This window comes from Sulfitobacter profundi (assembly GCF_042661425.1).
GTDB lineage: Bacteria > Pseudomonadota > Alphaproteobacteria > Rhodobacterales > Rhodobacteraceae > Sulfitobacter > Sulfitobacter profundi.
In genome coordinates, this window is record NZ_JBHSWA010000001.1 from 2,558,384 (window position 1) to 2,578,515 (window position 20,132).

Here is a 20,132-nt window from a genome sequence, read left to right on the forward strand (position 1 = left end):
AGAAATGGGCGGGTAAACGGGTGGCAACTTAATCCCGCGCGGGCGCGGGGTCAATAGCCGGAGATAAATGAGATATCGTTTTATATCAGTGACTTACCTAACGCGTCCCCCCATTGCTCCGCGCGAAGAGAGCAGGTAAGCTGCGACACTTGGATTTAGCGAAACACAGGAAACCACCATGTCATTGCGGATGCGCATCTCGGATGCTTTGAAACAGGCCATGAAAGACAAGGCGGCGGACCGGCTTTCGACGCTGCGGCTTATCAATGCCGCAATCAAGGATAAGGACATCGCCGCCCGGGCCAACGGCACGGATGAGGGCGTGTCGGATGCCGAGGTGCTGGGCATTCTCAGCAAGATGGCCAAGCAGCGTCAGGAATCGGCGCGCGCCTATGAAGAGGGCGGGCGTCTGGACCTTGCGGAGCGGGAGCGCGAAGAAGTCGAGGTGATCGAAGAGTTCCTGCCACGGCAGCTCAGCGTCACCGAAACCTCTGCCGCCGTGGATAAGGCCGTGGCCGATGTCGGCGCGACCTCAATCCGCGACATGGGCAAGGTCATGGGGCTGCTGAAAGAGCGCTATACTGGCCAGATGGATTTTGGCGCGGTGGGGCCGGTCATCAAAGACCGCCTGAGCTGAGCCGCGGTCAGGGTTTGAGATGAAGGGCTGGGCCGTCGGGTCCGGCCCTTTTTAGGTGTGCAGGTGACGTGACAGATCATCGTACAGCGCGATGCGCTCCTCTTCGCTGAGAAAGGCCCCGATCTCTACCTCGCGGCCCTCGCCGCGCAGGGTGACGTAATGTGGCACCGGGCCGTCATCGTCGTATTTCTTCACCCGGGTCCAATAACGGTTGCAGTTCCAATCCTTCACCTCGCCCTTGGCGGTGGTATGCACCAGCCGCGCCGTGGTCTCGTCGAGGGTCAGTACCTCTTCGATTTGCCGGGCGCGGTGATTGTGCTGCAAGGCCCAGTAAACCGCGCCCAAGGCCAAGAGTACGAAGGGCAGCAGGCCCCAGAGCAGGGCGGTGCCGAGCATGGCGAAAAGCGGGATCATCGCCAGCGTGAAAGTCGCCAGCATGAAAGCCGCAAAGCCGCGCGCGGGCAGGGATTGATGCGGCCAAAGGCGCATCTGCTGCGGATTTGCGCGGGGCGGGGTTGTCCATTCGTAGGGCATGGGATCGCTCAGGCTCACTCAACCGCCAAGATAGCGGCGCGGCGGGCGATGGCAATGCGGCGCGGGGACGCGGTCAGTCGCCCAGCAGATCCCAGCGGTTGCCGAAAGGATCGCGGAAGACGGCAACTTTGCCATAGGGCTCGTGCCGCGGTAATTCTTCAAATATGACGCCAGCAGCGGTCAGACGGTCGAATTCCGCCGTGAAATCATCTACTTTCAAGAACAGCCAAACGCGCCCCGCGCCCTGTTTGCCAATCGCGGCCTTTTGCTGGTCGTCATCGGCTCGGGCCAGAATGAACCCCGTCTGCGCGCCGGGCGGGGTGACCCGAACCCAGCGTTTGCGGCCCTGATCAACGTCTTCGGTCAGGTCGAACCCCATGACGCTACAGTAAAAATCGATTCCCGCGTCATAGTCAGGAACGATCAAGGTTATCGCAGAAAGATGCATCGTTTCGCTCCAGGTGGCGGGCGCGGAGAAGGCCGCGCCCGCAGGTGGTTTACTCTAGTTCGACAAGCAGGTCCTTGGCGTCGATCTGGCCGCCTGCTTGAACATGCACGGCCTTTACCACCGCATCACGCTCTGCATGCAGGCCCGTTTCCATCTTCATCGCCTCGATGGTCAAAATCAGGTCGCCCGCCTTGACCTGCTGCCCCTCCTTGACCCCGACCGAGGCCACGACCCCTGGCATCGGCGCACCGATGTGATTGGCGTTGCCGGCCTCGGCCTTGGGCCGCTGCACGGTGGCGTCCTTGACCAGACGGTTCGCCACACGGATCACCCGCGGCTGGCCGTTCAACTCAAAGAAGACCTTCACTTCGCCATCTTCACCGGCCTCGGATTCGGCCTGCAGGCGGATCTCCAACGTCTTGCCGGGGTCGATCTCGGCCGAGATCTCAGCGCCCGGCTCCATGCCATAGAAGAACGTATGCGTGGGCAGGGTGCGGACCGGACCATAGACGCGGTGGCGGCCCATGTAGTCGAGGAAAACCTTAGGATACATAAGGTAGCCGCAGAGGTCTTCATCATCGATCTGCATGCCGTCCAATTGCTCTGACAGTTCTTTGCGCAGGGCCTCAAGATCGACGGGCTCCAGATGTTTGCCGGGGCGTTCGGTGTTCGGCGTCTCACCTTTCAGCACTTTCTTGACGATGCCTGCCGGAAAACCGTTGGGCGGCTGGCCCAGATTGCCGCGCATCATGTCGATCACGCTGTCGGGGAAGGACACATCGACGTTCGGATCTTCGACCTGCGCGCGGGTCAGCCCTTGGGAAACCATCATCAACGCCATGTCGCCCACAACCTTGGACGAGGGCGTGACTTTGACGATATCGCCGAACATCTGGTTCACATCCGCGTAGGTCCGCGCCACCTCGGGCCAGCGGTCCTCCAACCCCATGGAGGCGGCCTGCGCCTTGAGGTTGGTGAACTGACCGCCGGGCATCTCATGCAAATAGACCTCGGAGGAGGGCGCCTGCATGCCGGTTTCGAATGCCGCGTAATGACCGCGGACTTCTTCCCAGTAATCAGAGATTTCGCGCACGGCCTTCATGTCGATTCCGGTGTCGCGGTCTGTGTGTTGAAGAGCCGAAACCACGGTGCCGAGCGTCGCCTGCGAGGTGTTGCCAGAAAGCGCATCCATCGCGCAATCGACAGCGTCTACCCCCGCCTCAGAGGCCGCGAGGATCGTGGCGGTGGCGCTGCCTGCGGTGTCATGGGTGTGGAAGTGGATCGGCAGACCAACCTCGGATTTCAGCGCTTTGACCAACGCGCGGGCTTGGGCGGGTTTCAGCAGACCGGCCATGTCTTTCAGCCCCAGCACATGCGCGCCGGCGGCTTTCAAATCCTTGCCCATGTTGACGTAATACTGAAGGTCGTATTTCGCGCGATCCGGATCGAAGATGTCGCCGGTGTAGCAGATCGTGCCTTCGCAGACCTTGCCGGAGGAGACCACCGCATCCATCGCCACGCGCATGTTCTCAACCCAGTTCAGACTGTCGAAAACGCGGAAGACATCGACGCCGGTATTCGCCGCTGTCGCGACGAATTTCTGCACAACGTTGTCGGGGTAGTTGGTATAGCCCACGCCGTTGGAGGCGCGCAGCAGCATTTGGGTCATCACATTGGGCAGGGCCGCGCGCAGATCCCGCAGGCGCTGCCACGGGCATTCCTGCAAAAAGCGGTAGGCCACATCAAAGGTCGCGCCGCCCCAGCATTCGACAGAGAAAAGCTGCGGCAGATTGGCGGCATAGGCGGGGGCCACCTTGATCATGTCGAGGCTGCGCATCCGGGTCGCCAGAAGCGACTGATGCGCGTCGCGCATGGTGGTATCGGTGATCAGCAACTGACGTTGTTGCCCCATCCAATCGGCCACGGCCTGTGGGCCCTTTTGCTCCAACAGGTTGCGCGTGCCCATCTGCGGCTCGCCATGCAACACGGGCGGTTTGGGATCGCGAACATGGGCAGCAGGCAGGGCGTGGCCCTTGGTCTCGGGATGGCCGTTGACGGTGATGTCGGCGATATAGGTCAGCACCTTGGTGGCGCGGTCGCGGCGCTGCTTGAAGTTGAAAAGCTCCGGCGTCTCGTCGATGAACTTGGTGGTGTATTCGTTGTTCAAAAACGTCGGGTGCTTCAGCAGGTTTTCGACGAAGGCGATGTTGGTCGACACGCCGCGCACGCGGAATTCGCGCAAGGCGCGGTCCATCCGCGCAATCGCCATCTCTGGCGTGGGCGCCTTGGCCGTGACCTTGGTCAGCAGACTGTCGTAGTAGCGCGTGATCACCCCGCCCGCATAGGCGGTGCCGCCATCCAGACGGATGCCCATGCCGGTGGCCGAACGGTAGGCGGTGATGCGGCCATAGTCGGGGATGAAGTTGTTCTGCGGGTCCTCAGTCGTGACGCGGGTCTGCAGCGCGTGACCGGTGAGAGAGATGTCTTCCTGACGCGCCTTGCCGGTGGCTTCGGCCAGTGGTTTGCCCTCGGCGATGAGGATTTGCGCGCGGACGATGTCGATGCCGGTGACCTCTTCGGTGACGGTATGTTCGACCTGCACGCGCGGGTTCACTTCGATGAAGTAGAATTTACCGTCGTCCATATCCATCAGGAATTCGACAGTGCCGGCGCATTCATAGTTCACATGGGCACAGATTTTGCGGCCAAGCTCGCAGATCTCGGCGCGTTGGTCCTCGGAAAGGTATGGCGCGGGGGCGCGCTCAACGACCTTTTGGTTGCGGCGCTGGACAGAGCAGTCGCGCTCATAGAGGTGGTAGATATCCCCCTGTTTGTCACCGAGAATTTGCACTTCGACATGGCGCGCGCGCAGGATCATCTTCTCCAGATAGCCCTCGCCATTGCCAAAGGCGGCTTCGGCCTCGCGACGGCCTTCGCGGACTTTTTCCTCGAGTTCCTTTTCCGACATGATCGGGCGCATGCCACGACCACCGCCGCCCCATGAGGCTTTGAGCATCAGCGGATAGCCGACTTCCTTCGCCTCGGCGCGGATTGCGTCCATGTCGTCACCCAGCACTTCGGTCGCAGGAATGACCGGCACGCCGGCTTCCATGGCAACGCGGCGGGCAGAGGCTTTGTCGCCCAAAGCGCGCATGGTTTCGGCGCGGGGGCCGATGAAGGTGATGCCGTTCTGCTCGCAGGCATCGACGAACTCGGGGTTCTCTGAAAGCAGACCGTAGCCGGGGTGGATCGCGTCAGCGCCGGCGGCCTTGGCCACGCGGATCATCTCGTCGATGCTAAGGTAGGCGGCGACGGGGCCGAGGCCCTCGCCAATGCGGTAGGCCTCATCCGCTTTGAAGCGATGCAGGCCCAGCTTGTCTTCTTCGGCGTAAACCGCGACCGTTTTCTTGCCCATCTCATTGGCGGCGCGCATGATGCGGATCGCAATCTCTCCGCGGTTGGCGATCAGGATCTTTTTGAAATCGGTCACTCGTTGGTCTCCCCTGCTGGATTTAACGGCAGCTTAGGGATGCTGCGGTGCAGCGCAAGGGGGCTGTGGCCGTCTTTGTCACATTTCTGCAAGCTTTCCGATCAGAGCGGCGAGAGATCGAAGGGGGCGGGCAGGTCGCGCAGGTTGCCTGCGCCCAACTGCCCCATATTGGCAGTAAGATCGCGCGCGAGCAGATCGATCAGGTGATCAACCCCGCGCGGTCCAAGCGCCGCGAGGGCAAAGTGGAAAGCCCGGCCAAGCATGACGAAATCCGCGCCGAGCGCGAAGGCGCGCAGAATGTCGAGACCCGATTCCACGCCGCTGTCGAAGATCACCGGCAATTTCGTGGCCGCGCGAATGGCGGGCAGCGCCTCGGCGCTGGCCGGGGCTGCGTCGAACTGGCGGCCGGCGTGGTTCGAGACCCAGATCGCATCCGCGCCGGCTTTCTCTAGGGCGGTCGCATCTTCTGGGCGCAAGACACCTTTGATCACCAGCGGGCCATCCCAATGGGCGCGCAGCCAGTGCAGATAGTCCCAATCGGGCGCGGTGCGCAGCAGATAGCCGACATGGGCGGTTGGCGGTAGGTTCGCGCTGGCCGTACCTTCGGTATATTTGTCGAGCATCTTCATATGGGGCAGACCACGCCGCGCCATGCCCATGGCCCAAGCGGGCCGCATCGCCACCTGTGCCATCAGGCGGGGGTAAGCTTGGGCGGGCTGGTCAAGCCAGATCGGGTCTGCCGCTCACGGCGCGAGGCAACCGGAACATCGACGGTAAGGACGAGTGTGGTAAAACCCGCGGCCTTGGCGCGGGCCAGCATGTCGGTGCGATCTCGGGGTCCCGCGGGGGTAGAGTTGGAACCAACCATGCGCGCCCAGATGGGGTGCAATATCTTCGGGGCTTGTGGCGGCAACGGTGGAAAGGCCAAAGGGAATGCCCGCCCGATCCGCCGCGCGGGCAAGGTGAGCTTCGGCATCGGGCCAGATCAGGCCGGACATGCCCAAGGGGGACATGCCGAAGGGCAGGGGCAGCTTTTGGCCCATCAGCTCAACGCTGAGATCAGGTGTGAATTCACCGTGCAACACCGATGGCATAAGCCCGACACGGTCCAAGGCCGCGCGGTTGCGGTGTTTGGTGGCCTCCGTCCCGGTTGCGGAATCAAGGTATTCCCAAACGAATTTAGGCAGGCGCGATTGCGCGCGACTGCGAAGGTCCGAAAGGGCGGGATAGGTTGCATGTAGGTCCATGGCGGCATTTGCGCCAAAGGGTTACGGATTGTCCAGATAGAGAGGAAGCGCGGAGATCGAGCCGGCGCCCCGCCGTCGGCGTAAGGGCGCTGCGCGTGCAGCGCTGTTTTCCGCCCGCCGGGTTACTGGCGGAAAGTTGACCGGGCAAGCGGTGCTGCTTCGCTGATCTTACGGTTCGGCGCGGTGGGTAGGTTGTCGGCCATATCCACAAGTGCTGCGATGGCCGCTTCGATTTCATCGCTGTCGCCGTTGGTCCCCCCATCCATATCGATCAAATGCACGGTCGGGGTCGCCTCGGCATCCAGACGTTCCTGCGCGATCGAGCGGAGCTCTTGCATTGTGCTGTCGATGGCGCGGCAAAGCCCGGCCAGCATTCCCGCCGATCCGGTGAGTTTCGCCGGGTCGATCAGCCCTTTTTCAGCGGCATCTAGGACCGTGGAAATTTGTTCGAGTTTGAACGAAGAGGTCGCCGCGAAATAGCGCACATCTTCAAAAGCGAGGGTGTCGCGGTTATCCCGTTGCACCCGTTCCACCACGATAGCGCTGCCCACAACCCGATCAAGACCGCGGTAGGACTGGACATGATGCAGCGTGGTGTCCCAGATCAGCGGCCCACGCGGCATATGCAGCATCTCACGGTAGCGGATTTGACCCGCGTTTGAGACGCAGCGCGCATAGCGTTCATTCACCGCCTCAGCCTCTTCATAGGGCATTAAACTGTGCAGGGGGCGGTTTATCACCTCATCCATCACCATGCCGCTGTGCGCCTCATGGGCGGTGTTGAGGGCAAGAAGTTCGAAGTGCCCGCTGTCGGCGTTCAATTCCGCAATGAACATCGGCAGCTTGAACCGGTCAATCTCTCGGCGCAGTACCGAAGTATCATCGTTTCTGAACATGAGCGGTTCCTCTCGTTTGTCGTTGTGCCATCACATTGCCGCCAAAGCATTATCAACGGGTAAAGATTTGCCCTGCATTTGAAATTCCCTGTCATTGCGCCCCCGCCCCATGGCGCCTAGTAGTCTTTCGAAAGAACATTTGTGGAACGTCTCTTTATCTCGTATCGCGGACGCGCTAGATTGTGGGCATGAGTGATTTTGACGAAATGGACGCCTTTGAGGGCGCTTCCCTGTCCGCCCGCGCCATGGCTGCGCGCCCGCAGCCTTATCTGGAGGGGTTGAACCCCGCCCAGCGTGCTGCGGTGGAGACATTGGATGGCCCTGTGTTGATGCTTGCCGGGGCGGGCACCGGTAAGACGCGGGCGCTGACGGCGCGAATCGTGCATCTGCTCAACACCGGGCGCGCGCGGCCGCATGAGGTGTTGGCGGTCACCTTCACCAACAAAGCCGCGCGGGAGATGAAGAACCGCGTGGGTCAGATGCTAGGCCAGCAAGTGGAGGGGATGCCGTGGCTGGGCACGTTCCACGCGATCTGCGTCAAGCTGCTGCGGCGCCATGCGGAATTGGTGGGGCTGAAAAGCAATTTCACGATCCTCGATACGGATGACCAGCTGCGCCTGCTCAAACAACTGGTCGCCGCAGAGGGGATCGACGACAAACGCTGGCCCGCGCGGATGCTGGCGGGGATCATCGACGGCTGGAAGAACCGCGCCCTGACCCCCGATAAGATCCCAAGCGCGGATGCCGGGGCCTATAACCACCGTGGGCCGGAGATATACGCGCAATATCAACGCCGTCTGGTTGAGCTGAACGCCACCGACTTCGGTGATCTGCTGTTGCATATGGTGACGATTTTTCAGGCACACCCGGATGTGCTGGCCCAGTATCAGCGCTGGTTCAAATACATCCTCGTCGACGAATATCAGGATACCAACGTGGCCCAATACCTCTGGCTGCGGCTGCTGGCGCAGGGGCACAAGAATATTTGTTGCGTCGGTGACGACGACCAGTCGATCTATGGCTGGCGCGGGGCCGAGGTGGGCAACATTCTGCGGTTCGAGACGGATTTCCCCGGCGCCCATGTGGTGAAGCTCGAGCAGAATTACCGCTCGACCCCGCATATTTTGGCCGCCGCGTCAGGCGTGATCGCGGGCAATGAGGGGCGGTTGGGCAAGACCCTCTGGACCGAAGAGACCGAAGGCGAGAAGGTACGTCTGATCGGCCATTGGGATGGTGAGGAAGAGGCGCGCTGGATCGGGGATGAGATCGAATCCGCGCAGCGTGGCTCACGAGGGCTCGACCCATTCTCGCTGGATGACATGGCGATTCTGGTTCGGGCAAGCCACCAGATGCGCGCCTTTGAAGACCGATTTCTGACCATCGGCCTGCCTTACAAGGTGATCGGTGGCCCCCGATTCTATGAGCGTTTGGAAATCCGCGATGCCATGGCCTATTTCCGCGTGGTCACCAGCCCCGACGATGATCTGGCCTTTGAGCGATCGTGAACACGCCAAAACGCGGTTTGGGTGAAAAGGCGCAGCAGAAAATCCAGCGCACCGGGCGCGAACATGGGGTGAACCTTGTCGAAGGGGCGCGATCCTCTTGGCACACGGGGGGATCAGCGGCAAAGGGGCAGCACAACTGCGGCTGTTGATCGACGGGATCGACCGTTGGGCGGCAATGCTGCGAGGCCCCCGGATCGAGATCAGCGAAGACGACGCGGTGCTTGATGATGGCGCGGCGCCGCTGCGGGTCGATTACGGCCCGCCCGAGGTCTCTCATGTTGAACTGGCTGAAATGATTCTCGACGAAAGCGGCTATACCGGCATGTGGCAGAATGACAAAACGCCCGAAGCGCCGGGGCGGTTGGAGAACCTCAAAGAGCTTGTGAAAGCGCTGGAAGGGTTCGAAAACCTGCAAGGCTTCCTCGAACATGTCAGCCTGATCATGGACAATGAACAGGAAGGCGACAGCGAGAAGGTCTCGATCATGACGCTTCATGCGGCCAAGGGGTTGGAATTCCCTATGGTTTTCCTGCCGGGTTGGGAGGACGGATTGTTCCCCTCGCAGCGTTCGATGGATGAAAGCGGGTTAAAAGGGCTCGAAGAAGAGCGACGGCTGGCCTATGTTGGCATCACCCGAGCCGAGCAGATTTGCACGATCTCTTTCGCTGCCAATCGCCGGGTCTTTGGTCAGTGGCAAAACGCGATGCCGTCCCGTTTTATTGATGAGCTGCCCGAAGAGCATGTGGATGTGCTGACCCCGCCGGGGCTTTACGGCGGTGGTTTCGGCGCCGCGATGCCGCAATCCGACCTGCATGACCGCGCGGCAAGCGCCAATGTCTATAACTCCCCGGGGTGGAAACGCCTGCAATCGCGCAGCGGGGCGCGGGGCACCAGCCAGCCGCGCGAAAGCCGCAATGTCACGATCGACATGCAGGCGGTCGCTGCCTTTGAAATGGGCGAGCGCGTTTTCCACGATAAATTCGGCTATGGCGAGGTAATCGGTATGGAGGGCGACAAGATGGAAGTCGCTTTTGAAAAGGCCGGGACCAAGAAGGTCGTGTCGCGTTTCCTGACCGGTGGTAACGACGTGCCGTTCTGACGCGCCATCGTACCGCTAAGGCGAGGCAGTCAAAAGCCCGCCTAAACAAGGCCTTAAAAACAAAAACGACGACACCTTGGGAGGAAGGTGCCGCCGTTTCTATGTCGGCCCGAAGCGTCGAGGGAGGGTCGGCTTCGGGTCTCCTTGCGGGGTCCGCCTCATTCAGGGAGGAGGAAGGTGACGCGCACCCCGACTTTCAGACGGCAGAACAGGGAGGGGTTCTGACGTCCGATCTCTATCTCTGCTTAGCCGCGGGAAGATTCCCATGCGACGCGGCGCAGTTCGGAACGGCTCAGGCCAAGGTCGGCCAGTTCGCGGTTGCTCAACGCGCTCAGACCGTCGAAAGTTTCACGGTACAGACGGTGCTGTTTGTAGCGGGTTGCCAGTGCTTCGAATGCGCCGCCGATACGGGCGAAGACGGAAGTTGTGTTTGCGGTTGTTGTGTTCATGTAAGCCATTTCGGCGCCTCTTTTTTCATCGGTTAATCATCTCGTTGCGTGCTATTTACGCTCTTTCTGCATTTGCACAACGGGCATAAAGTCAATGCCGCTATGCAGAAATCGCATAGGTTTGGATCTGCGCAACTTATTGATTAAAAACGGTTTTGATCCTGCGGCGAAACGGCGCAACGTCATAAAGCTGTCATATGGGGGTGGAGTGGGGAAAGGGGCGACGACATCTGGGAGGAGGTAGATGTCGCCGCCAATTACAGACACATCCGGGAGGAGGATGGAAGCGTCTGGTCTTTCCAAACTCAGCTGCATCCGGGAGGAGGAGGGATGCATCCAAGTCTTGGTCAAATCAGACACATTCGGGAGGAGGATGAATGTGTCTGGTCTTTCCGAAAGCGGGGCGCTTTGCCCTGCCTATGAACCTAAGTTAGCGCTAATTGCTGCGAGTGCACAATATTTCTTTTTGCAATGCTGCTATGCGGCGAAAACATGGTACCCCTGCGTAATCCTTGGGCATTCCGCCTCATCCCTATGCAAAAATGGCCGTCCCCTTGCGCTTGGCGCAGAACCTGCCATTTCAGAAGCCGTAATAGAGGAGAATTTGCGCATGTCTGTGACCAAAGCAGAAGTCGAAGCGGCGCTGGCGCGGGTGCAACTGCCCGACGGGAAAAGCCTGTTGTCCCATGATCTGGTCCGCGCGCTGGTCGTCGAAGGCGATAAAGTGCGATTCGTCATCGAAGCGCCCAACGCCGATGTCGCTCGGCAGATGGCCCCCTGCGTGACGCCGCAGAGCAGGTGGTGCGCGATTTGCCCGGGGTAGGTGATGTATCGGTTGCCCTGACCGCCCATGGCCCCGCCCCGAAAGCGCCCAGTCTCAAGATTGGTGGGCACCCCAAACCGCAAGAGGGGCCGATGAAGCCCAGTGGCGTGAAGCGCATCCTTGCCATCGGCTCGGGCAAGGGTGGGGTCGGGAAATCAACCGTCAGTTCCAACCTCGCGGTGGCGCTGGCGCGGGCGGGGCGCAAGGTGGGTCTGCTTGACGCAGATATATACGGTCCCAGCCAGCCGCGCATGATGGGGGTGAATAAACGCCCTGCCAGCCTCGACGGCAAAACGATCATTCCGCTGCAGGCCCATGGCGTGACCATGATGTCGATTGGTTTCATGTTGGAAGAGGGCAAGGCCGTGGTCTGGCGCGGGCCGATGCTGATGGGCGCGTTGCAGCAGATGCTGGGGCAGGTGGAATGGGGCGAGCTTGACGTGCTGCTTGTCGATCTGCCGCCCGGTACGGGTGACGTGCAGCTGACGCTCTGCACCAAGTCCGAGTTGTCGGGCGCGATCGTGGTCAGCACATCGCAGGATGTGGCCCTGATCGACGCGCGCAAGGCGCTGGACATGTTCGCGACGCTGAAGACCCCCGTGCTGGGCCTGATCGAGAATATGTCGACATTCGTCTGCCCCGATTGCGGTTCTCAGCATGAGATCTTTGGCCATGGCGGTGTGGCGGCAGAGGCCGACAAGATGGGGGTGCCGCTGCTGGGCAGCCTGCCGATTGATCTCGACACCCGTCTGGCGGGGGATATCGGCACGCCGATCGCTGCAGGCGAAGGGCCGATGGCCGACGCCTATGCGCGTCTTGCGCGGGGTCTGATCGACGGCGGTATGGCCTGAAACTTGGGGCGCGGGCGGTTACCCCAGTTCGCGCCCTTCGACCAGATGACCATAGAGTGTCGTCAGCATCGAGACGAAAACCAGCCCCTCTATAAGGTAGATCGCTGAATCCAGCATCAGCCGCAGGCCGGGGTCGGCGGGCGGCAACATGCTTGCGATCACGCCTAACAACGTGTTCACCACCGCCAGCAATACGGCCAGCGCCCAGAGCGTGCCTGCCAGCGGTTCCGTCGCGCGCCAGCTTTCGCGCACTGACATAACGTGCCCCAAGGCGGCGGCTGGCAATACCAGGCTGAGCCGCAGCGCCAGCCATAGGAAGGCCACGCCCGCCACCAGTCCGATCAAGAGCAGCGCCGCGGGGCTCGACCCGGTCAGCCCGCCCAAGAGCAACATGGCGAGGCCAATGGGAAGTGCCGCAAGAAACTGGACGAAGCCCAGAACGATGGCGCGCCAGACATAGGCCCCGAACAGACGCGCGCCGGGGCGCAGGTCGGCCCCATCATGGCCAAGCAATACGTAGCGGTGCCAGAGGATGGCCATCAGCGCATAGCCAAGGATGCCGGCCACACCGCAGGCGATCAGGATCAAGAGTTGATCCGTGGGCGGCGGCGCGGCGTTTTTGATCACCTGATCCATCGCCCCAAGCGCATCTCCGGCCAGCACACCCGCCACGGCGGCCGCGCCCATCACCCAAAGCACCGCGGGCAGGATCACCCGCAGCGTGGTGGAAGGCGCGTGAAACAGCATGTTCAGCGCGTGGGTGAATAGAGCCGTGGCTTGGATCATGATGAACTCCCTCATTTTGCGGCATTACATGGCGTGGGTGGGCCGAAAGGGCAAGATGCAGTCAGTTAAGGGAGGCGTAGGGCTGGGAAAGCATGGGCGGCTGGGACGTCATGGGAAAAGTCGCGGGAATGCATGGGAAGTCTGGGAAATTATGGGCACGCCTTGCGCTATTGGCGGGTTCTGCCGATTCGCGGGCAGGGGAGTTGACCTGCATTCCGAAGCCTCCATACAGTTTCCGCAGAACAGGCAACGAACACGCCCTGTGGATAACTATGTGAGCAAATTTTAGTGGGAAACTGTGGGAATTTGTGCAGCCCGCAATTCGTTAACAAGATATTGTGTTTGAGGCCTAAGGAAACTCAATTTAAGCTATTTTCCGCTCAAAAAGTTATACCAGATGTTGTTCACACAGCCTGTGCAAAACAAAATATTGGGCATATTTCCAAAAAATATGTAGACGCCCATCAATTCCCATGGCATCCCTAGTGCATCGGATGAGAACGGGACACGGGGCAGCAAACGACCCCAAAAATAATCAAAACCTAGCAGGTTTCATACAGGCACCTCGCTTTCATCAGACCAAAGAGATCCGGCGCGTGAGCGAGCAGACATCCCCCCAGGTGGCGCGCGCAGTCGGACTTCCCCGCCAAGCTGCGGGACGTGGGCGGCGGGTTGATCAGTGGCAGCAGATCAACCCGCCGTTTCCATTTCCGGAGCAGGGCAGAGAGACGAAAAAACGAATTAAGCGCAAAGGCGCAAGAGGCAGGGACAGAACGTGAGCCGCAGGTTCAGAGGCGAAAGCCACCACAAGGTCGATACGAAGGGGCGGGTGTCTATCCCAGCCTCTTTTCGGCGTGTGTTGGAGGCTGGCGACCCAAACTGGAAAAACGGCGACAATCCCGAATTGGTCATTGTTTATGGCGACCAGCGCCGCAACTACCTTGAATGCTATACAATGGAAGCCATCGAAGAAGTCGACGCCAAGATCGACCGCATGCCGCGTGGCTCCATGCAGCGTAAGGCGCTTCAGCGTCTGTTCCACGGCCAGTCTTTCCCGACCACGGTAGATGAGACAGGCCGCTTGGTGCTGCCCGCCAAGCTGCGCAACAAGATCGAACTCAACGGCGAGGCGTTTTTTATCGCTGCCGGTGACACCTTCCAGATTTGGAAGCCCGAAACCTACGAGACCGAGGAAGAATCCTGGCAACAAGAGCTGCCCGACGATGTCGACCCGCTCTCGTTCCTTGATGGTGACATGGAGGTCTGACGGAATGGTTGCTGCCTCTGACCCTTCCGCCCCTCACACACCCGTTCTGCTGCGTCCTATTCTAAACGCCGTGGCGCCCGTGGAAGGGGTCTGGCTTGACGGTACCTTTGGCGCGGGCGGCTACACCCGTGGCTTTCTAGAGGCCGGGGCCGCGCGTGTGATCGCGGTGGACCGTGACCCTCTGGCGTTCGAGATGGCAGCGGAATGGGCGGGCGACTATGGCGACCGCATCACCATGCAGCAGGGCGTCTTCTCGCGCATGGATGAATATGCCCAAGATCTTGATGGGGTGGTGCTGGATCTCGGCGTTTCTTCGATGCAGCTTGATCAGGCCGAGCGTGGGTTCTCCTTTATGAAGGACGGCCCGCTCGACATGCGGATGAGCCAAGACGGCCCCTCGGCGGCTGATCTGGTTAATGAGGCTGAAGAAGAGATCATCGCCAACATCCTGTTTCAATATGGTGAAGAACGCGCCTCCCGCCGGATCGCCAAGGCGATTGTCCGCGCCCGAGAAGACGCGCCGATCACCACCACATTGGAATTGGCCAAACTGGTCGAAGGCTGCCTGCCACGCTCCAAGCCCGGTCAGAGCCATCCCGCCACGCGCAGCTTCCAAGCGCTGCGCATCGCGGTGAACAATGAATATGGCGAGCTGTTCCAAGGGCTTATGGCCGCAGAGCGCGCGCTAAAGCCGGGCGGGAAACTGGCTGTGGTGACCTTTCATTCGGTCGAGGACCGCATGGTCAAACGCTTCCTCACCGCGCGGGCAGGGGCCGGGGGCAATGCTAACCGTTTTGCCCCGGCGCTTGAACAGGCGCCGCCGCAGTTTACACTCAAATCGCGTAAGGCTATCGGGCCTGACGCGCAGGAATTGGATGAAAACCCGCGCAGCCGTTCGGCCAAACTGCGGGTCGCCACGCGCACCGATGCGCCCAGTGGTGAGATTGATGCGAAATCCATCGGCATGCCGATGGTCAGGGGATCTGATAGATGCGCACGGTGATGTATATCCTCACCACCATTGCCGTGGTTGGACTGGCCTTCTGGGCGTACCGCGAGAATTACGCGACCCAACAGGCACTGAGCGACGCAGACCGCTTGCATGCCAATATCCGCGCCGCCCATGCCCGGCTTGCCGTGCTGCGCGCCGAATGGGCGTTCCAAAACCGCCCTGACCGGCTGCGCGATCTGGCCGATCTGAACTTTGACCGCCTCGGCCTGTTGCCACTGCATCCCGGCCAATTCGGCCAGGTCGATCAGGTGGCCTATCCGCAGCCGCCGTCCGAACTGCTGCCGATCACCGATCCTGTGGATGTCTCGACCATGAATTACGACGCGCTCACCGGCGCGGATGAGTCCGAGGAGGACTTTGAATGATCCGCACCCCGCTTCGCCCATTGGCCCGTATCCTCGACGCCCGCGAAAAGGGCGAAAACCCCGACGCGATCGAGCGTGAGAACAAGCGCATCCGCCATGAGCAAATGCGCGACAAGGCCCGGATGCGTGCTGAAGGGCGGCTGTTGGTCCTTGGCGTCTGTTTCCTCTGTGCCTTCACCGTGATCGGCGGGCGCATGGGTCTGCTGGCGATGTCAGAGCCGTCAGAACCGCGCGGCCACGCGCCGGGGGCCGTGATCTCGGCCTCGCGCGCGGATATCACCGACCGTAACGGCAACCTGCTGGCCACCAATTTCGAGACCCATGCGCTCTATGCGCAGCCGCGTCACATGATCGACCCTGAGATGGCCGCGAAGAAGCTGGTCAAAATCTTTCCCGACCTGAAAGAAGAGCGTCTGATCAAGGACTTCACAGGCAAGCGTAAGTTCCTGTGGATAAAAAAGAAAATCAGCCCAGAGCAGATGCAGGCCGTGCATGATATCGGCGATCCGGGGCTGCTGTTCGCACCGCGCGACATGCGCCTTTATCCAAACGGTTCGCTGGCCGCACATGTGCTCGGCGGGGCGAGTTACGGCAAAGAAGGCGTCCACGCCGCCGAGGTAATCGGCGTCGCGGGGGCCGAGAAATATTTCGACGACTACCTGCGCGATCCGGCCAATGGCGCGAAACCGTTGGAGCTGTCGCTCGACCTGACCGTGCAAGCGGCATCTGAGCGGGTGCTCTATGGCGGCATGAAGCTGATGAACGCCAAGGGTGCCACGAGCATTCTAATGGATGTGCACACTGGCGAGGTGATCTCGGTCGCGTCGCTGCCTGATTTCGACCCCAACAACCGCCCGCGTCCGCTGACCCAAGGGGATGCGTCTGACAGCCCGCTGTTCAACCGGTCGGTGCAGGGGGTTTACGAGCTCGGCTCGACCTTCAAAATCTTTGCGGCAGCTCAGGCGGTGGAGTTGGGCCTGTTCAACGCCGACACGATCATCGACACCTCTGGCCCGATGAAGGTTGGCGGTTTCCGCATCGGTGAATTCCGCAACAAGAACTACGGCAAGCTGAGCGTCGCCGATATCATCGTGCATTCCTCGAACCGGGGCACAGGCCGGATGGCGCTGGAAATCGGCATCGAGCGGCAGCAAGAGTTCCTCAAAAGCCTTGGTTTCTTTGAACCAACCCCTTTGAGATCGTCGAAGCCTCGGGCGGGAAGCCGCTGTTGCCGAGCCGCTGGACCGAATTGTCGAGCGTCACGATCTCCTATGGTCACGGCCTGTCGAGCACGCCGATGCACCTTGCCGCGGGCTATGCAGCCATCGCCAATGGCGGGCGCGTGGTGAAGCCCACGCTGCTGAAACAATCCGCCCCCCAGCTCGGCCCCCGCGTCATGTCGGAAGAGACTGCAGCACAGGCCCGCAATATGCTGCGCAAGGTCGTCACCGATGGCACGGCGAGCTTTGCCGAGGTGCCCGGCTATCAGATCGCGGGCAAGACTGGCACGGCGGACAAGCCCAAGCCAACTGGTGGCTATTATGAGGACAAGGTGATCAACACTTTCGCCAGCATCTTTCCGATTGATAATCCCAAATATGTGCTGATCGTCACGCTGGACGAACCGGTGGAAACCTCTGGGCCGAAACCACGCCGCACGGCGGGTTGGACAGCCGTGCCCGTGGCCGCCGAGATGGTCCGCCGCATCGCGCCTTTGCTGGGCCTGCGCCCCGCTGTTGAACCGGTGAACAACGCTGTGCTAACGCTGACCAGCAGTAACTGAAAAGACATCTCTATGACCGACCGGGCCGTACCCCTTTCCTCCCTCGGGCTGACAGCGCGGGCGGGGGCCAACCCCATGATCACCGGGATCGCCGTGGACAGCCGTGAGGTCCGCGAAGGCACGCTCTTCGCCGCCATGCCGGGCAGCCGCGTGCATGGGGCAGAGTTCATTCAATACGCCCTGCGGATGGGCGCGGCGGCGGTGCTGACCGACGCGGCAGGGGCGAAACTCGCCGCCGAGGAACTGGCGGGCTCTGACGCGGCGCTGGTGGTCTCCGACTCGCCGCGCGAAGCGCTGGCGCGGACGGCGGCTCTGTGGTTCGGCGGCCAGCCCGCCACGATGATTGCCGTGACTGGCACCAACGGAAAAACCTCGGTCTCGACCTTTGTGCGCCAGATTTGGGTTGAGATGGGATTGCCTGCCGTGAACCTTGGCACCACCGGGGTCGAGGGCGCATGGGCCGCACCGCTGGCGCATACCACGCCCGAGCCGATCACCCTGCACCGCACGCTGGCCGAGGCCGCACAGAACGGCATCACCCATGCGGCGATGGAGGCATCAAGCCACGGGCTTGACCAGCGCCGTTTGGACGGGGTGACGCTCAAGGCGGCGGGGTTCACTAACTTCACCCAAGACCACCTTGATTATCACGAAACATTCGAGGCCTATTTCGCCGCAAAGGCCGCGCTTTTCGCCCGCGCCTTGCCCGAAGACGGCACCGCAGTGGTCAATATTGACGACGAAAAAGGCGTCGACATCGCCGCCATCGCCCGTGCGCGCGGCTGTGAGGTCATCACCGTGGGCCGGGACGGGGGCGATCTGCATTTGCAGGGCCAGCGTTTCGACGCAACCGGGCAAGACTTGCGCTTTAGCTGGCGCGGCAAGACCTATCAAAAGCGGCTTAATCTGATCGGCGGTTTTCAGGGCGATAACGTGTTGCTGGCCGCCGGGCTGGTCATCGCCTGCGGGGCCGACCCGCAAGAGGTTTTTGACACACTGCCGCATCTCACCACCGTGCGGGGCCGGATGCAGCTTGCCGCCACCCGCGACAATGGCGCGGCGGTGTTTGTGGACTACGCCCATACGCCCGATGCCGTGGCCACCGCACTCGCCGCCATGCGCCCGCATGTCATGGGACGGCTCGTTGCCATCGTGGGCGCGGGCGGGGACCGAGACCGGGCCAAGCGCCCCTTGATGGGGCAGGCAGCGGCCGAGAATGCGGATATGGTGATTGTCACCGACGACAACCCGCGCAGCGAAGACCCGGCAAGCATCCGTGCCGCCGTGCTGGGCGGCGCACCCGAAGCGATGGAGGTTGGCGACCGGGCAGAAGCCATCCTGCGCGGCGTCGATGCTTTGGAGCCGGGCGACGCGCTGCTGATCGCGGGAAAGGGCCATGAAACCGGGCAGACCGTTGGCGATGACGTGCTGCCTTTTGACGATGTGGAACAGGCCAGCGTGGCCGTGGCGGCACTGGACGGGAGATTGGCATGAGCCTTTGGACAGCGACAGAAGCGGCGGAAGCCACGGGGGGCACGCGCAGGGCGATTGGGCCTGCAACGGTGTGTCGATTGACACGCGGACCTTGCAGCCCGGCGATTTCTTCGTGGCCCTCAAGGCCGCGCGGGACGGGCATGAGTTCGTGGCGCAAGCGCTTGATAATGGCGCGGCAGCGGCTTTGGTGACCCATATTCCCGAAGGCGTGGCGCAAGATGCGCCGCTTTTGATCGTCGATGATGTGCAAACAGCGCTCGAAGCGCTTGGCCGGGCAGGGCGCGCCCGGCTTGGTCCGCAGGCCAAGGTGGCGGCGGTGACCGGCAGCGTTGGCAAAACCTCGACCAAGGAAATGCTGCTGGCGATCTTTGGCGATCAGGGTCGCGCCCATGCCAGCGTCGACAGCTACAACAACCATTGGGGCGTACCGCTGACACTCGCGCGGATGCCACGCGATACCGATTATGCGGTGATTGAGATCGGCATGAACCACCCCGGAGAGATTGCACCGCTCGCCAAACAGGCGCGGCCCGACGGGGCGATGGTGACCAATGTTGCCGCCGTGCACCTCGAAGCCTTTAAGGATGTCGCTGCCATCGCGGTGGAAAAGGCCAGCATATTTGACGGCATGGAGCCGGGCGGCGTGGCGGTGATCAACGCCGACCACGCGCACAGCGATATCGTATTGTCCAAAGCCGTGGACCGGGGCCTGCGAGAGACGACCTTCGGCCAGAAGGGGCATCATTACAAGCTGGGCGAGGTCAAGGTGCAGGGCGATGCCACCGTGGCCCAAGCCGAGGTCGAAGGCGCACCGCTGCTATATAAAATCGCCACGCCGGGACGGCACTTTGCCATGAACGCGCTCGGCGCACTGGCACTGGCCGAGGCGCTTGGCGCGGATCGGGCGCTGGCGGTGCAATCGTTGGGCCGCTGGTCGCCCTATGCCGGACGCGGGGTGCGAGAGCGCATCCAACTGGACCCCGTGGATACCTATCTGGCGCTGGAGTTGATCGACGACAGCTATAACGCCAACCCGACCTCCATGGCCGCGGCGCTAGAGGTGCTGGCGGCCTCGGAAGTGACCCATGACATCGGGCGCGTCAGCAAGGGGCGGCGGATCGCTTTTGTCGGCGATATGAAAGAACTCGGCCCCGAGGCCGTGGCGCTGCACGCGGGGCTGGCCGATCTGGAGGCTACCCGCGCGCTTGACGTGGTGCATTGCGTCGGCCTGTTGATGAAAGCCTTCTACGACAACCTGCCCGAACACCAGCGTGGCGATTGGACGGAAACCGCCGAAGAGATGTTGCAAGGACTCCGCGCACGTCTCGATTCCGGCGATGTCGTGCTGATCAAAGGGTCGCTTTCGATGAAGCTGGGCGGTATTGTTGACGCCATCCGCAAAATGGGCCATCCGGTCCCGACCGCCTGATCGGCGATTCACCCCAC

The 20,132-nt window shown here is 61.6% G+C and carries 11 protein-coding genes and 5 pseudogenes; 9 read left to right on the forward strand and 7 right to left on the reverse strand.

What is annotated here, in order from left to right:
• The first annotated feature begins 178 nt into the window (after positions 1-178).
• Positions 179-637, forward strand: coding sequence for a GatB/YqeY domain-containing protein (locus ACFQAU_RS13385; protein WP_067622724.1), 459 nt, complete (start codon positions 179-181; stop codon positions 635-637).
• A 51-nt stretch (positions 638-688) separates the two neighbouring features.
• Here the strand turns inward: ACFQAU_RS13385 and ACFQAU_RS13390 are convergent, their stop codons facing one another.
• The 5 genes and pseudogenes from ACFQAU_RS13390 to ACFQAU_RS13410 all read right to left on the reverse strand — a co-directional run bounded on the left by ACFQAU_RS13390 (position 689) and on the right by ACFQAU_RS13410 (position 7,252).
• Positions 689-1,171, reverse strand: coding sequence for a DUF2244 domain-containing protein (locus ACFQAU_RS13390; RefSeq protein ID WP_067940290.1), 483 nt, complete (start codon positions 1,169-1,171; stop codon positions 689-691).
• Between the two features lie 73 nt (positions 1,172-1,244).
• Positions 1,245-1,619 carry a VOC family protein gene (locus ACFQAU_RS13395; protein ID WP_132444465.1) on the reverse strand — a complete coding sequence of 125 codons (375 nt, stop codon included), beginning with the start codon at positions 1,617-1,619 and terminating at the stop codon, positions 1,245-1,247.
• A 49-nt stretch (positions 1,620-1,668) separates the two neighbouring features.
• Entirely contained in the window at positions 1,669-5,109 is a 3,441-nt protein-coding gene (locus ACFQAU_RS13400; RefSeq protein ID WP_132444466.1) for a pyruvate carboxylase, read from the reverse strand.
• 101 nt (positions 5,110-5,210) lie between these two features.
• A pseudogene (locus ACFQAU_RS13405) lies at positions 5,211-6,356 on the reverse strand (alpha-hydroxy acid oxidase).
• 122 nt (positions 6,357-6,478) lie between these two features.
• Positions 6,479-7,252 carry a hypothetical protein gene (locus ACFQAU_RS13410; protein WP_120351391.1) on the reverse strand — a complete coding sequence of 258 codons (774 nt, stop codon included), beginning with the start codon at positions 7,250-7,252 and terminating at the stop codon, positions 6,479-6,481.
• A 188-nt stretch (positions 7,253-7,440) separates the two neighbouring features.
• Here ACFQAU_RS13410 and ACFQAU_RS13415 point away from each other — a divergent pair.
• Positions 7,441-9,856, forward strand: a pseudogene (locus tag ACFQAU_RS13415) (ATP-dependent helicase).
• A gap of 245 nt (positions 9,857-10,101) precedes the next feature.
• Here the strand turns inward: ACFQAU_RS13415 and ACFQAU_RS13420 are convergent.
• Entirely contained in the window at positions 10,102-10,305 is a 204-nt protein-coding gene (locus tag ACFQAU_RS13420) for a DUF1127 domain-containing protein (protein ID WP_271693367.1), read from the reverse strand.
• A gap of 610 nt (positions 10,306-10,915) precedes the next feature.
• Between ACFQAU_RS13420 and ACFQAU_RS13425 the strand changes: the two are divergent.
• Positions 10,916-11,979: pseudogene (locus ACFQAU_RS13425) on the forward strand (Mrp/NBP35 family ATP-binding protein).
• 18 nt (positions 11,980-11,997) lie between these two features.
• Here ACFQAU_RS13425 and ACFQAU_RS13430 read toward each other — a convergent pair.
• Positions 11,998-12,765, reverse strand: coding sequence for a hypothetical protein (locus ACFQAU_RS13430; RefSeq protein WP_132444469.1), 768 nt, complete (start codon positions 12,763-12,765; stop codon positions 11,998-12,000).
• Positions 12,766-13,540: 775 nt separating this feature from the next.
• Here ACFQAU_RS13430 and mraZ point away from each other — a divergent pair.
• From mraZ to ACFQAU_RS13460, 6 genes and pseudogenes are all read left to right on the forward strand, one after another.
• Positions 13,541-14,032 (forward strand): division/cell wall cluster transcriptional repressor MraZ, encoded by a 492-nt coding sequence (gene mraZ, locus ACFQAU_RS13435; RefSeq protein WP_120351387.1) that lies wholly within the window; start codon positions 13,541-13,543, stop codon positions 14,030-14,032.
• A 4-nt stretch (positions 14,033-14,036) separates the two neighbouring features.
• Positions 14,037-15,035 carry a 16S rRNA (cytosine(1402)-N(4))-methyltransferase RsmH gene (rsmH, locus tag ACFQAU_RS13440; protein ID WP_386282845.1) on the forward strand — a complete coding sequence of 333 codons (999 nt, stop codon included), beginning with the start codon at positions 14,037-14,039 and terminating at the stop codon, positions 15,033-15,035.
• Positions 15,023-15,409, forward strand: a complete 387-nt coding sequence (ftsL, locus tag ACFQAU_RS13445; protein ID WP_067935365.1) for a cell division protein FtsL — start codon at positions 15,023-15,025, stop codon at positions 15,407-15,409. Before rsmH ends, ftsL begins: the two co-directional genes overlap by 13 nt.
• Positions 15,406-17,192 (forward strand): annotated as a pseudogene (locus tag ACFQAU_RS13450) (peptidoglycan D,D-transpeptidase FtsI family protein). The gene ftsL and the pseudogene ACFQAU_RS13450 overlap by 4 nt, the downstream one beginning before the upstream one ends.
• Positions 17,193-17,204: 12 nt before the next feature.
• The gene (locus tag ACFQAU_RS13455; RefSeq protein WP_132444471.1) at positions 17,205-18,686 is read left to right on the forward strand and encodes a UDP-N-acetylmuramoyl-L-alanyl-D-glutamate--2,6-diaminopimelate ligase; all 1,482 of its coding nucleotides are present in this window, start codon (positions 17,205-17,207) and stop codon (positions 18,684-18,686) included.
• Positions 18,683-20,115 (forward strand): annotated as a pseudogene (locus tag ACFQAU_RS13460) (UDP-N-acetylmuramoyl-tripeptide--D-alanyl-D-alanine ligase). The gene ACFQAU_RS13455 and the pseudogene ACFQAU_RS13460 overlap by 4 nt, the downstream one beginning before the upstream one ends.
• The last annotated feature ends 17 nt before the right edge of the window (positions 20,116-20,132 follow it).